The 14,210-nt window shown below is 44.8% G+C and carries 12 protein-coding genes and 1 tRNA gene; 4 read left to right on the top strand and 9 right to left on the bottom strand.

What is annotated here, in order from left to right; genetic code table 11:
• Positions 1-522 precede the first annotated feature (522 nt).
• Both NFR61_RS10490 and NFR61_RS10485 read left to right on the top strand, forming a co-directional pair.
• Positions 523-1,242 (top strand): YebC/PmpR family DNA-binding transcriptional regulator, encoded by a 720-nt coding sequence (locus tag NFR61_RS10490; protein ID WP_251623843.1) that lies wholly within the window; start codon positions 523-525, stop codon positions 1,240-1,242.
• Between the two features lie 58 nt (positions 1,243-1,300).
• Positions 1,301-1,373: transfer RNA gene (locus tag NFR61_RS10485), tRNA-Lys, on the top strand.
• A gap of 177 nt (positions 1,374-1,550) precedes the next feature.
• Here the strand turns inward: NFR61_RS10485 and NFR61_RS10480 are convergent.
• The 8 genes from NFR61_RS10480 to carA form a co-directional block, all read right to left on the bottom strand.
• Positions 1,551-1,820: a Txe/YoeB family addiction module toxin gene (locus NFR61_RS10480; RefSeq protein ID WP_251623841.1), complete on the bottom strand. Its 270-nt coding sequence runs from the start codon at positions 1,818-1,820 to the stop codon at positions 1,551-1,553.
• On the bottom strand, positions 1,811-2,071 hold the full coding sequence (locus tag NFR61_RS10475) for a type II toxin-antitoxin system Phd/YefM family antitoxin (RefSeq protein ID WP_251623839.1): 261 nt from the start codon (positions 2,069-2,071) through the stop codon (positions 1,811-1,813). Before NFR61_RS10475 ends, NFR61_RS10480 begins: the two co-directional genes overlap by 10 nt.
• Positions 2,072-2,320: 249 nt before the next feature.
• The gene (gene radA, locus NFR61_RS10470; protein WP_251623837.1) at positions 2,321-3,679 is read right to left on the bottom strand and encodes a DNA repair protein RadA; all 1,359 of its coding nucleotides are present in this window, start codon (positions 3,677-3,679) and stop codon (positions 2,321-2,323) included.
• Positions 3,680-3,688: 9 nt separating this feature from the next.
• Positions 3,689-6,031: a transglycosylase domain-containing protein gene (locus NFR61_RS10465; protein ID WP_420910122.1), complete on the bottom strand. Its 2,343-nt coding sequence runs from the start codon at positions 6,029-6,031 to the stop codon at positions 3,689-3,691.
• A 55-nt stretch (positions 6,032-6,086) separates the two neighbouring features.
• Positions 6,087-6,416 carry a DUF1904 family protein gene (locus tag NFR61_RS10460; protein ID WP_251623826.1) on the bottom strand — a complete coding sequence of 110 codons (330 nt, stop codon included), beginning with the start codon at positions 6,414-6,416 and terminating at the stop codon, positions 6,087-6,089.
• 76 nt (positions 6,417-6,492) lie between these two features.
• Complete coding sequence (locus NFR61_RS10455) at positions 6,493-7,554, bottom strand: hypothetical protein (protein WP_251623824.1); 1,062 nt, start codon at positions 7,552-7,554, stop codon at positions 6,493-6,495.
• A gap of 97 nt (positions 7,555-7,651) precedes the next feature.
• A complete protein-coding gene (gene carB, locus NFR61_RS10450) occupies positions 7,652-10,867 on the bottom strand; it encodes a carbamoyl-phosphate synthase (glutamine-hydrolyzing) large subunit (RefSeq protein WP_251623822.1) in 3,216 nt (1,071 codons plus the stop codon).
• Positions 10,868-10,894: 27 nt separating this feature from the next.
• Entirely contained in the window at positions 10,895-11,977 is a 1,083-nt protein-coding gene (carA, locus tag NFR61_RS10445) for a glutamine-hydrolyzing carbamoyl-phosphate synthase small subunit (RefSeq protein WP_251623820.1), read from the bottom strand.
• A gap of 133 nt (positions 11,978-12,110) precedes the next feature.
• Here carA and NFR61_RS10440 point away from each other — a divergent pair, with 133 nt between their 5' ends.
• Positions 12,111-12,647: a GNAT family N-acetyltransferase gene (locus tag NFR61_RS10440; protein WP_251623813.1), complete on the top strand. Its 537-nt coding sequence runs from the start codon at positions 12,111-12,113 to the stop codon at positions 12,645-12,647.
• 14 nt (positions 12,648-12,661) lie between these two features.
• Here the strand turns inward: NFR61_RS10440 and NFR61_RS10435 are convergent, their stop codons facing one another.
• Positions 12,662-13,282 (bottom strand): CatA-like O-acetyltransferase, family 2, encoded by a 621-nt coding sequence (locus NFR61_RS10435; RefSeq protein ID WP_251623811.1) that lies wholly within the window; start codon positions 13,280-13,282, stop codon positions 12,662-12,664.
• 113 nt (positions 13,283-13,395) lie between these two features.
• Here NFR61_RS10435 and argR point away from each other — a divergent pair, with 113 nt between their 5' ends.
• Positions 13,396-13,872 (top strand): arginine repressor, encoded by a 477-nt coding sequence (gene argR, locus NFR61_RS10430; RefSeq protein WP_251623809.1) that lies wholly within the window; start codon positions 13,396-13,398, stop codon positions 13,870-13,872.
• The last annotated feature ends 338 nt before the right edge of the window (positions 13,873-14,210 follow it).

Raw genomic sequence — 14,210 nt, 5'->3', positions numbered from 1 at the left:
AAAGACACCGAAAAGAACCATTACGGAAAGAAATACCCATGACCTCCGTAAATACCGCATTCCGGCACACTTGATTAGTTTTTTCATATCAAGAAATTACTTAGCACCTTGAAAGTCCCCGGAAAGGTGGGTTTATAACAAAAAGAAAGCGTGGGAACTTTAGTTTATCCATTCTGAGGTATCGCCAAACACCCGCCTAACAAATAAACAATGCCCACGCCTGACCATTATATGGGTTACATATATACGGCAAGCGAGAACGTTTATTTCGTTTATCCCTGTTAGGTTGAAAATTGGCGATTTTCAGAATGAGGATAAAGCTAAACGCTTCAAAAACAATATGTCTATTGCGATGGAATACGTTTATTCACATCGTAACGGAACAAAGATATATAAAAAGTTGAAGAGTGGAAAAGACGGAAAAAGTTAAAAGAAAGGGATAAAATGAGCTTTTGTAAATCCTATTTTAATTTTTCACTAAAATACATAACTTTGCGCCCTAGATATTTAAAAGTACAAAATATGGGAAGAGCATTTGAATACCGCAAGGCACGTAAATTGAAAAGATGGGGCAATATGGCCCGTACGTTTACCAGAATCGGAAAAGAAATCGATATTGCCGTGAAGGCAGGCGGTCCCGACCCCAATAATAATACCCGTCTCCGTATCCTGATACAAAACGCCAAGGCTGAAAATATGCCGAAGGAAAATGTAGAACGCGCGATTAAACGTGCCGTGTCAAAGGATACGTCGGATTACAAGGAAATCGTTTATGAAGGATATGCCCCGCACGGCATCGCTATCGTTGTGGAGGCCGCAACGGACAACAATACCCGCACGGTAGCCAATGTCCGTCACGCTTTTTCTAAGTTCGGAGGTACTTTGGGAACGACCGGTTCGCTGGATTTCATGTTCGACCGGAAATGCGTATTCAAGATAAATAAACCCGCTGATTTCGATCCGGAATCATTCGAGCTGGAAATGATTGACTACGGGGTAGACGAAATTTTTGAAGATGAAGACGGTGTTGTCAATCTTTATGGAGCTTTCGACGCTTACGGCAATATTCAGAAATATCTCGAAGAAAATAAATACGATATTGTCAGCGGTGAATTTACCCGTATCCCCACCGATACGAAAGAATTAACACCCGAGGAGCGTGCAGACGTGGACAAAATCCTGGATAAACTGGATGAAGACGAAGACGTCACCAATGTTTATCACAATATAAAAGTGGATTAAATCCACCAACATTTGCAGATTTAAAAATATAATCGCATATTTGCAGCCACAAAAAGATGTCTTCGTAGCTCAGCTGGTAGAGCAATTGACTCTTAATCAATGGGCCCTGGGTTCGAGTCCCAGCGAGGACACTGAAAAATAAGCAGTTACGAAAGTAGCTGCTTTTCTTTTTATCCGGATTTCAGGGGGGGTAAGGTGTCAAGTTAAACCAGAATTTAAACAGATAGTGTTCAAAAAAGTGTGTATGCTCCTCCTTCTCATTTTTGAACACTATCATCATTTCTAAAATTGGGAAGTAGATACGACTGTTATTTTTTATAATGATGTCGCATGGAAAGTACCAACACTTCAATACCTTGTTCCGTTACTTTATAAATAATACGGTGTTCTGAATTTATACGCCTTGACCATTTGCCTGACAACTCAAATCTTAATCGTTCAGGCTTGCCTATTCCACTAAACGAATGTTCCGCTATATCAGCCAAAAGCAATTCTATACGTCTTAAAATGGCTGTATTGTTTATTCTTTTCCAATATAGAAGATCTTCTTGTGCTGCGGGGGAAAAGATTATTTCCATAAATCTTCCAATTTGATTTTCTTCCCTTTGCCTTCTTCTATATCTTTCTCTGCCTGTTTGATGCGTTCAACCATGACGGGAGAAGAGGTCAGATACTCCGTTTCTTTTATGGCATTGTATTCTGACAATGAAATGACCACAACACTTTCTTTACCGGAACGATGAACGACTAAAGGCTCACAGTCGGAAATAACGGCGTCAAAGTAGTCTTTCATATTATTGCGTAACTCTGAATAATTCGTTGTCCTCATAGTTTTATGTCTCTTTACGTACAAAAATATGTACTTATTTTGGATTAGCAAGCAATACGACTAATTAATACAGTTAATTAACGTTTCTATTCATTCCATAGATTCACTGAAAATTCAATGAAAGAGTTTCGTGCCGTATTAAAACAACCTTTCATTCATGCCCAAAGAGAAGCAACAGAAAAAATATGAATTTATCCGCTTATTAGCAATATCACAATCTAATGCGTAAATTATTTTATCAGGTTGTAATTATCCGAACAAAACCCGGCAAATATCGGCTATTTTGGAAACAGGTTTCACCTCGATGCGGGGCGTTTGTTTCGTCAGGGCTTTCTGATTTCCGTAAGGAACAAAGATTTGCTTAAATCCCAATTTCTCGGCCTCGGAGATTCGTTGCTCGATGCGGCTGACGGCTCTGATTTCACCCGACAATCCCACTTCTCCGGCAAAAACAGTGTCACGTGGCAGAGCGGCATCGATATTCGATGACAGGACCGCCATGACGACGCCCAAATCCAATGCGGGGTCATTCACCCTTATCCCTCCCGCAATATTCAAAAATACATCCTTTGCCGCCAAACGGAATCCCACCCTTTTCTCCAAGACCGCCAGCAGCATATTCAGCCGCCGGGAGTCGAACCCCGTCGCCGAACGCTGCGGCACCCCATAAGCCGCCGTACTCACCAATGCCTGTACTTCCAGCAAGATGGGACGAACACCTTCCACCGTTGCCGACACAGCGATACCGCTCAAATCCTGTCCGTGATTGGAAAGTAAAAGTTCCGAAGGATTCACCACCTGCCTCAAACCGGATTGCAACATTTCATAAATGCCGATTTCCGATGTGGAGCCGAAACGGTTTTTGATAGAACGCAGGATGCGGTACATATACTGCTGGTCTCCCTCAAACTGAAGGACAGTATCCACCATGTGCTCCAGAATCTTCGGGCCCGCCAACTGGCCGTCTTTGGTTATATGCCCGATCAATATCGTCGAAATGGTATTTTCTTTCGAATAACGGAGCAGCATATTCGTACACTCCCGTATCTGCGACAAACTGCCGGGAATCGAGTCTACCGTCTCCGTCGCCAATGTCTGTATGGAATCTATGATTAACAAATCCGGCTGAATCGACCGGGAGTGTTCCAATACATTCTCCAGCGAATTGCCGGAAAGAAACAAGCACTCATCATTCTCTATTCCCAGGCGCTGCGCCCGCATCTTAATCTGCGCTATACTCTCCTCGCCCGAAACATACAGCACCTTTCCGCAACGGTTATGCAGGGCAAACTGCAATACCAGAGTCGATTTACCGATGCCCGGTTCGCCGCCTAACAAGACCATCGATCCCGGTACCAAACCGCCTCCCAGCACCCGGTTCAGCTCATTGTCCCCCGTATCCATCCGTTCATCCGCGTTCGCTTTAATCTCCGACAAACGAAATGCTTTGGAAGAAGCCTGCCCGAGAAGAGCCACTTTGCGCCCCTTTTCGGAAACCACTACCTCTTCTTCAAAACTGTTCCATTCCCCGCAGGCGGAACAACGCCCCACCCATTTGGTTTCCTTCGCTCCGCAATTCTGACAAACGTATACGGTCTTTGATTTCATATCGGAAAATTAATAAAACTCTTCGTGTTCTTCCTCCAAAACTTGCGAGGGTCTCATTGCCTCTTGTGTCCTATTTTCCTCATCACAATTAAGTTCTTTATATACACCCACAGGCCGTTCAAAAGGACGCTCCGAGAAATGCAATTTCGGGTCACCCATCACTTTGTCCAAAAATTCCGCCCAAATAGGCAACGCCATATTGGCACCCTGGCCATATTTCAAATTCTGAAAATGAATCGAACGATCTTCCGCTCCTACCCAGACACCGCCCACCAAATCAGGCGTCAGTGCCATAAACCAACCGTCGGAATGCTGCTGGGTCGTTCCGGTTTTACCTCCCATCGGATTGGTAAAACCGTATTTTATCCGCAAACGGATTCCCGTTCCCTTATTGACCACACTTTCCAGCAAATTACACATCAGATAAGCCGTTTGAGCCTTGATGACTTCTTTTGAATCCGCTGAAAATTCCGCCAGCACGTTACCGTATTTATCCTCAATCCGAGACACCATCACGGGCGTATTGTAAACCCCTTTGTTGGCAAATATGGAGTAAGCCGCCACCATCTCTTTCAGTGAAATTTCCGCTGTTCCCAAAAATACGGAAGGCACCGGATCGATAAAACTGTATATTCCCATTTTATGCGCCATCTGCGCCACTGCCTGGGGAGTAAACTGTTTCAATACCCATCCCGAGATATTATTCTCGGAATTGGCCAACCCCCATTGCAAGGTTACCATCTCCCCTTTTCGTTTTGAACCTCCCCGCGCAGTCCACGTCGTACCGTCAGGTAAAACGAATGTCTGGGGAATATTAGGCACTTTGTCACAAGGTCCCAACCCCTCCTGCATCGCCAACGTATACAAGATAGGCTTAATCGTGGAACCGACCTGCCGTTTGCCAACACTCACCATATCATACATAAAATAGCGATAATCCGGCCCTCCCACATACGCTTTGATTTTTCCCGTCTGAGGCTCCATGACCAAGAATCCTGCCCGGAAAAAAGACTTGTAATGCTTCAACGAATCCAGCGGCGACATCACCGTATCCCGAATGCCTCTCCACGTAAAAATCTGCATCGGCATTTTTTGATTAAAATTCTTCCGAATCTCCGCATAAGACATTCCGGCATCCTTCAATGCCCGATACCTCTCCGTCCGCTTAATAGAACGGTCTAATATATCCTGTACTTCCTCATCCGTCAAATCATTTGAAAACGGCGGGTTGTTTTTTTCCACCCCCTCGCTTTGAAACAAAGGCTGCAGCTCTTTGCCCAAATGCTCCCGCACTGCATCTTCCGCATATTGCTGCATCCGGGAATTCAGTGTCGTATAAATTTTCAGACCGTCCGAATAAATATCGTAATTCGTTCCGTCCGCTTTTCTGTTTTTTTTACACCAACCGTAAAGCGGATTCGTCGCCCAGGCGATCGAATCGACTTTGTACTGATCCCTGTTCCAGCGGTAATTTTTAATATCGGGCTCTCCGGCTGTCATGAAAATACGCAGATATTCCCGGAAATAGGCTGCCAATCCCTCTTTGTGATCTTCTTTCTTAAACTTCAATCCCAATGGCAGCAGCCTCAAAGAATCATACTCTCTCTGCGTAATTTTTCCATATTTCAACATTTGGTACAACACCACATTGCGACGTCCCAATGTCCGCTCCGGGCGACGTACCGGATTAAACAACGCCGGGTTCTTGGCCATACCTACCAACATCGCAGCCTCATGTATCTGCAAAGAATCCAGCGATTTCTGAAAATACACCTCCGCTGCCGAATTTATTCCCACCGCCAGGTTAAGGAAATCGAACTTATTCAGATACATCGTCATGATTTCCTCTTTCGTATAGCTTTTCTCCAGGCGGACGGCAATCACCCATTCCCTGAATTTCCGCAAGGAAAGTTCTACAAAATTCTGATCCGGATCACGGGGAAAGAGCATCTTGGCCAACTGCTGGCTGATTGTACTTCCACCTCCCGTCGAACTGCTTCCGGTCAGTAATCCTTTCGCTACCCGGAAAAGCCCAATAACATCAATACCACTGTGCTCATAAAAACGGGCATCTTCCGTGGCTATCAAGGCATCTCTCACCGAAGCGGGAATATCTTTGTATTCCGTGTACCTTCTGTTTTCGCTTCCGATATAATATCGGCTAATCATCGGCCCGTCTTCAAAATAGATTTCCGAGGCAAACTTGCTGTTCGGATTCTCAAGTTCTTCAAACGTAGGCATGAAGCCCAATTTTCCTTCAGCAATCAGCCAAAAGAACAGTACCAAACACAAAACTCCGGTAAAAAATATACCCCAGAAGACAAAGAAGAATCTTTTATACTTTTTAAACATGCACCTTCGCAATTAATTCTTTAGCGGACAAAGATAATTAAAACGTAATCAATTATCACTGCTTTTTCCCGTTTTCGTAATAATTACCGGAGTCCAACACATGAAAATACACATCCGAATCCGGATAGCCTATTTCCCGGAGAGAGTCGGAAACAATCCGAGCCACTTGCGCCTGGAGTTCCGGCGGTCTTTTAAACCACGAAACTTCCACATAAGGCCATCCTTCCGAAACAAAACGGCCGTCACTCACCCGTTCGGCATGAATCCATTCAAGAACAATATGTTCGCGGGGACAACCAATTGCTGCCTGCACTTGATCTGTCAGCCGTCCGCTTATCTCCGCTAACTTCATCCGGTCCGTCGCATAAAATCTAAAAAAAGGCATAATCTTTCATTTTTATTGCACATTAGCATAGAAACAAAATTAAAAGATTCCCTCTATATAGACAAAACCTACCCATTTATAATGAAGCCGAAACACTATAAAGATAAGGACACCCCCGCGTAGACAGGAAACGTCTGGAATAAACAGGCAATTCCTCGTTCACGGACATCTTTGTATACAACGCACTGCAAAGAGCCACCCACCCTTTTCCCAAGCCATTCTCATACGTCATATTGCCCGTGTGATTATACCCCAAACAATGGGCAAATTCATGAAAAATAGTCCGCGTAACACAATTGTCGTCCGCATAGTGTTCCAGGTAACACCATTCTGCCAAACCGAAAACCGAACCTCCTCCCAATCCGTTCACACCGGTCACATGCCCATAGACCAATGCCGGCAACTCAAAAATCTGCCGGTAAAGTTTCTCCACATTCACTTGTGTATGATTGTTATCTGCATACAAACGCCCTTCGGCAGTAAACAATTCTCGCATAAACTCTTCGGTAGAAAATAAATAGGATAAATTCAACGCTATCGCTACGGCCTCGCGTGCATGGGCCGGCAACAAAGGCGTCCAATGCTTGCCCTGGTAAGCCCCGAAAGAAACATGCCACCGGCATTTGGAAGAAACAATTTTGCAATAATACGGGTCTGCACACTCTATTTCCGTCTCCAAATCGGAAACATGCCGGCTTTTCGCTACAACTACTTGATTTCCCGAACGGGTCTCATAACATACATCCGAGCGGGTAAAAAGCAACGGTACCGTACACTCTGAAAAAGCAGGAATCCTCTCGAACTCCGCCAATTTTACCTGTTCCGGCATCCCTTTCCATTTTCCCCAAATAACCAGATTTTTTACCGGACGGGGTGAATAAAAACGCACGCGGAGCATTTTTTTCCTGACAAGCGTTACCTGCAAAGGCTCATTCACATAAAAACCACGTTCTTCCCGATTAAACAGCAAACGGTCTGACTCATCATCCTGCAAAATAAACCGGTAAACACCCGAATCTCCGTCTCGCTCTGTTATATGTACCAAGCCGGGAGCAACCGACCCGAAACAGTTCAACACGCAAAATCCCACACACAAAAAACACAACAAATACTTCTCCGCACTTTTACTTCCGCACATACGCTTATTCTACACTTTATTACATCCACGTCCTAAAAGTAGAATAAAAAACGCTCCGAAAATGTCAAAAAAACTTATTTAACCTTGTTAAATATAGTTACTTATATTCATCCCAGCTCTTAATCGCAATATCCTTTTTATCCACTTTGCAGATAGCATAGATAAACGCACTTGCCAAACGGGCATTCGTCAATAACGGAATATTGTAATCCACCGCCGCACGCCGTATTTTATATCCATTGTCCAATTCCCGTTTCGTTAGATTCTTCGGGATATTGACCACCATGTCGATTTTCTTGTTTTTCAGATAATCCATGATATTCGGCTCTCTTTCCTCATCCGGCCAATACAATACCGGAACATTTATTCCGTTGTCTTCAAGGAATTTAGCCGTACCGGCAGTCGCAAAAACATTGTATCCCTTTTCCAACAGTATCTTCGTGGACTCCAGCAATTCCACTTTGGAACGGGTAGGACCGGAAGAAATCAATATATTCTTTTCCGGAATACGGTGCCCCACGGACAGCATACTCTTCAAGATTGCCTCGTAATAATTCTCACCGATACATCCTACCTCTCCGGTAGACGACATATCCACACCCAGCACGGGGTCGGCTTTCAGCAAACGGGCAAAAGAGAACTGGGAGGCTTTTACTCCGACATAATCCAAATCAAACACCGATTTATGCAATTCCTGTACGTGTTCTCCCAGCATAATCCGTGTCGCCAGTTCCACGAAATTGGATTTCAAAACCTTCGATACGAACGGGAAACTCCGTGAAGCACGCAGGTTGCATTCTATCACCTTGATATCGTTGTCCTTCGCCAGGAACTGCATATTAAACGGTCCCGAAATATTCAGCTCTTTCGCTATCGCCCGCGCGATCTTCTTAATCCGGCGAATGGTCTCGATATACAGTTTCTGTGCAGGGAATACAATGGTCGCATCACCGGAATGCACTCCTGCAAATTCCACATGCTCACTGATGGCATACGCCTTTATCACACCTTCCTGTGCCACAGCGTCAATCTCCACCTCCTTCGCCTGTTGCACGAACTCGGTAACCACCACCGGATGGTCTTTCGATACCTCTGCTGCCAGTTCCAGAAAATGGAGCAATTCCTCTTTATTGGACACGACATTCATCGCAGCGCCCGAAAGCACATACGACGGGCGTATCAGCAACGGAAAACCTACTTCATCAATAAATTTATATATATCGTCAATACTCGTCAATTCCCGCCAACGGGGCTGGTCAATGCCCAGCTGGTCGCACATGGTGGAAAACTTCTGCCGGTCTTCCGCCCGGTCGATCGACAAAGCCGACGTACCCAGGATATTAACATGCTGTTCATACAGACGCATCGCCAAATTGTTCGGAATCTGCCCTCCCGTAGAAACAATCACGCCTTTCGGCTCTTCCAGATCCACAATATCCATCACCCGTTCGAAAGACAACTCATCGAAATACAAGCGGTCGCACGTATCGTAATCCGTACTCACCGTCTCCGGATTATAATTAATCATCACCGAACGGTAACCCGCTTTTTTAATCGCATTCACGGCACTCACGCAACACCAGTCGAATTCGACACTGCTCCCGATACGGTAAGCTCCCGAACCCAAAACAACCACCGACTTTCCGTCACGCTCGTAAGTCACATCGGTTTCTGCACCGTTGTAAGTCACGTACAGATAATTCGTCTGCGCCGGATACTCTCCTGCCAGCGTATCGATCTGCTTGATGCAAGGTGTAATCCCCAGTTCCTTTCTGTACGCCCGCACCCGCAACATGCACTCATGCGCACTCAACGTTTCGTCTTTTATAGTAAGGCGTCCGATCTGGAAGTCGGAAAAGCCCATCTGCTTCGCCTTCTTCAACATCATAGGAGTAACTCCTCTGACCGTCGTATACTTCGCCAACTCTTCTTTTAAATCGTGAATGTTTTTCAAACGCTCCAAAAACCACTTATCTATCCGGGTCATTTCGTGTATTTTATCCACGGAATACCCTTTATCGAAAGCCGCCGCTATGGCGAAAATCCGGTTGTCGGTCGGGTTCACCAATTCCTCGTCGATGTCCTTTACCTCCTTGTTATTGCCCACAAAGCCGTGCATGCCCTGCCCCACCATACGCAACCCTTTCTGTATCACCTCCTCGAATGTGCGACCGATAGCCATAATCTCTCCCACGCTCTTCATGGAAGAACCGATTAATTTGGACACGCCTTCGAATTTGTTCAAATCCCAGCGCGGAATTTTGCAGACGATATAGTCCAGAGCCGGCTCAAAACAGGCCGTCGTCACCTTTGTCACGGAATTTTTAATCTCGTGCAATCCATAACCCATCGCCAATTTGGCAGCGACAAAAGCCAAAGGATAACCGGTCGCTTTCGACGCCAGCGCACTGGAACGCGACAAACGTGCATTTACTTCGATTACCCGATAATCTTCCGAATTGGGATCCAAGCAATACTGCACGTTGCACTCTCCCACAATTCCCACATGCCGTATAATTTTAATGGCTATCTCCCGCAATTTATGATACTCGCTATTGCTCAATGTCTGCGAGGGTGCCACAACGATACTTTCGCCCGTATGAATACCCAACGGGTCGAAATTCTCCATATTGCATACAGTGATACAGTTGTCGTATTGGTCCCGTACCACCTCATACTCTATTTCTTTCCAGCCTTTTAAAGACTCTTCCACCAAAATCTGGGGCGAATAGGAAAAAGCGCTCCCTGCCAGTTTTTTCAATTCCTCCATATTGGCGCAAAAACCCGAACCCAGACCTCCTAACGTATAAGCAGCCCGGATAATCAATGGGAATCCAAGTTCCTCGGCAGCCTTCAACGCCTGTTCCATATTATCGGCGGCAATGCTGCGCGGCGTCTTCACGCCGATTTCATGCAGTTTGCCGGAAAAAATCTCCCGGTCTTCCGTGTCAATAATCGACTGTACGGGGGTACCCAACACCGCCACGTCATATTTCTCCAACACGCCCCGCTTGTACAGTTCCACACCGCAATTCAACGCCGTCTGTCCGCCGAACGACAGCAAAATGCCGTCCGGGCGTTCTTTCCGGATGACTTCTTCTACAAAATCCGGCGTCACCGGTAAAAAATAAATCTTATCCGCCACGCCTTCCGACGTCTGGACCGTAGCGATATTCGGATTAATCAGCACGCTATACTTCCCCTCTTCCCGTATGGCTTTCAACGCCTGCGAACCGGAATAGTCGAATTCTCCCGCTTCTCCGATTTTCAGTGCACCCGAACCTAACAGCAATATTTTGTTTATCTCTTTCATCTCTATTCAATTTAAACCTTTAACTTCTCATTTTTTACTCTTTTCCATATTCTTCACGAACTCGTCAAAAAGATACTCCGTATCTACCGGACCGCTGGAGGCTTCCGGGTGGAACTGAGCCGAAAAGAAAGGTTTCGATTTATGACGGATTCCCTCGTTTGTCCCGTCGTTCACATTGACAAACAAAGGCTCCCAGTCGTCGGGCAATGTCTTATCGTCGATTGCAAAACCGTGATTCTGAGAAGTAATATAACAACGGTTTTTACCCGGTTCCATAACAGGCTGATTGTGGCTGCGGTGACCGTATTTCAATTTATAGGTTTCCGCCCCGGCAGCTCTTGCCATCAGCTGATTTCCCAAGCATATCCCCATAATCGGAATATTCCTGTCCAGCATCTTCCGGATATGCAGCACTGTCTCCTCACATTGAGCAGGGTCTCCCGGACCATTGGAAAGAAAAACTCCGTCACATTCCTCCTGGGTAAAGTCATAATTCCAAGGCACACGTTTTACAGTCACATTCCGTTTCAAAAGATGGCGGATAATATTATACTTCACGCCGCAATCCACTAATACGACTTTGTATTTGCCACTGCCGTACTCCCTAATTTCGGGAGTGGAAACCTGCGCTACGATATTTTCCTTGTTCGGGTCGTAAAACTCTACATCCTGACCGGCAAAAACAATCTTTCCCAACATCGAGCCGTGTTCCCGGAGTTTCTTGGTCAATGCCCGCGTATCTATACCAAAAAGTCCCGGCACTTTCTGATCTTTCAACCATTGTCCGAGACTTTTTTCTGAATTCCAGTGACTGTATGCAAACGAATAATCCGAAATCACGAGAGCCGTGCAATGAATCCTGTCCGACTCGAAAAATGCCGGCAATCCGTCCTTCATGGTTTCAACCGGCACGCCGTAATTGCCTATCATCGGATAAGTGGGAACCAATATCTGCCCCTTGTATGACGGATCCGTCAAACTCTCCGGATATCCAGTCATGGCCGTATAAAAAACAACTTCCCCCGAAACCGACTGCTCGTATCCGAAAGAAGTACCCTCAAAAACAGTTCCGTCTTGCAGAACCAAACGTGCTTTCTTTAAATTTTGCATACCTATTTATGTGAACTGATTTACCGACTGTCCAAATTGGGACAAATTTAATAAATCTTTCCTGCATCCGCAACCTCATCCTGCCGGAAGAAAAAGATTCTTTATTCCGGAGACTTTTTGCTAATTTTGCCATATGAATACGAACAAAAAACATAGTTTCAATACTTTTACTTTCCTTAAGGCTTCCGAAAATGACTTCGACGGTATTTGGAAAATAGTGGATGATGCCCGAAACCGGATGCTGCGGGAAGGCAAACGACAATGGAACCACAATTATCCGTTACCATTCCATATCCACCATGATATTGCCACTGAAACCGCATATGTATTAAAGGATGATTCCGGAAAAACGATGTGTTTCGGGGCTGTCATTTTCGGTATTGAACCAGCATACGAAACCATCGAAGGTAAGTGGTTGTCGGAAAAAGAGTATGTCGTCGTACATCGTCTTGCCGTATCACAAGAAACACAAGGCCAAGGGATTGCCTCATCATTTTTGAAACAGGTGGAGGCACTTGCCAAACAAAAAGGCATCGAAAGTTTCAAAATCGACACCAACTTCGATAATTTCGCCATGATGGCGGTATTGGATAAACTCGGTTTCACCTACTGCGGGGAAATCAGTTACGAAAGCGGGAAACGCCGGGCGTATGAGAAATGCTTATCTTAGGTATGAGAGTCCCTTTATAGCTTCAGATGATTTATTTCCTGTTGCAGAGAATAGAGGAAATCGGCGGCATGGGCACCGTCCATCTGGGTATGATGAAACTGAAATGAAACGGTCAGTACAGTTTTGAAGAGGCGTTTTTTATATTTTCCCCAAATCATAAAGGGATTGTTAAATATACCGCTATACATGCCGACAGCCCCGTCTATATCATACCTGGCAAGAGCGGAGGTTCCGATAACCATGCTGTCAGTCAGGTCATGATTTTCGCAACTCTCGGCCACCTGCCGCGTCAGCCGGAGATAATCTTCATTGAATTCCGCCAGATTCTCGCAGAAAGGAATATCGCATGAACTCACTTCACCGTCTTTGTTGGCAACTATCGTATTCACCGCAATTGTATCGTACTGCATAAGTTTACCCCCCACAGGAAGCATATAAAACTCTTTCACCCGGCTTGCGGCCTTCCCGATGCTCCAGCACATAAGCATATTGAATTTCAAACCTTTTTGTCTGCTGAACTTTACAAGCCGCGACACGTCAAGCGTTTTAAAAAAAGTCACCATCGGCATGGGCGCTTTCATCCACATTTCAAACGCATAAGCGCGGGAAGTTTCTCCCGGATTTATTTCTTTCATTTTCCAATATAAGTAATAAAATTAATTAAGGAATATTTCGCAAAGTTAGCTATAAATAAATTTGATACTCCATGCAAGTTACATTACTTTTGTATGGGATAAAATTTACAGCTATGCGAAATAAGACCAAAAGATTGCTCACTATTCGTCAATTAATTGAAACAGAACTTATTTCTTCCCAAGAGGAATTGTTATTCCGTCTGAAAGAACTTGGTGTAGAAGCTACACAAAGCACTCTTTCAAGAGATTTGAAATTTATGAAAGTAGCCAAAATTCCTCACAAAGAAAAAGGCTACATCTATATCATACCTGAAAACATCAATGAACAGAAAGAAGAAAAAATATCATCTGTTCTTACAGATGCTATTTTAAGCATCGACTTTTCGGGGAATCTTGCCGTAATAAAAACCCTTCCGGGATATGCCAATGCTGTTACTGTACTGATTGACAGCGAAAACTATTTTGAAATACTGGGCACCATTGCAGGAGAAGATACTATTTTTATTATCATGCGTGAAGGAGTCAGCCGCAGTCAATTAGTTGAAGTACTTACCTCCGTTCACCCCGGCATAAAAATGCTCTATAAGTAAAAGTGTATCTACAACTTTTTTGACCTTTCCCACTTTTAAAGTTTTTATCTATATTTGTCCTGTTGTGGCAGAGAGAGCTGCCATAATGGAAATATTGTTTTGAAGCGTTTAGCTTTATCCTTACATCGGAAATCGCCAATTTTCAGTATCGAAGGATAAGCAGTATAAACGTTCTCGCTTGCCGTATATATGTAACCCATATAATGGTCAGGCGTGGGCAACTGTTTATTTCGATACGGGTGTTTGGCGATACCTCGATGTAGATAAACTAAAGTTCCCACGCTTTCTTTTTGTTATAAACCCACCTTTCCGGGGACTTTCAAGGTGCTAAGTAATTT

The organism is Odoribacter lunatus (genome assembly GCF_943193135.1).
Classification (GTDB): domain Bacteria; phylum Bacteroidota; class Bacteroidia; order Bacteroidales; family Marinifilaceae; genus Culturomica; species Culturomica lunata.
The sequence above is the reverse complement of the archived record's forward strand: the minus strand, read 5'-3'. Positions and strand labels throughout refer to the sequence as shown.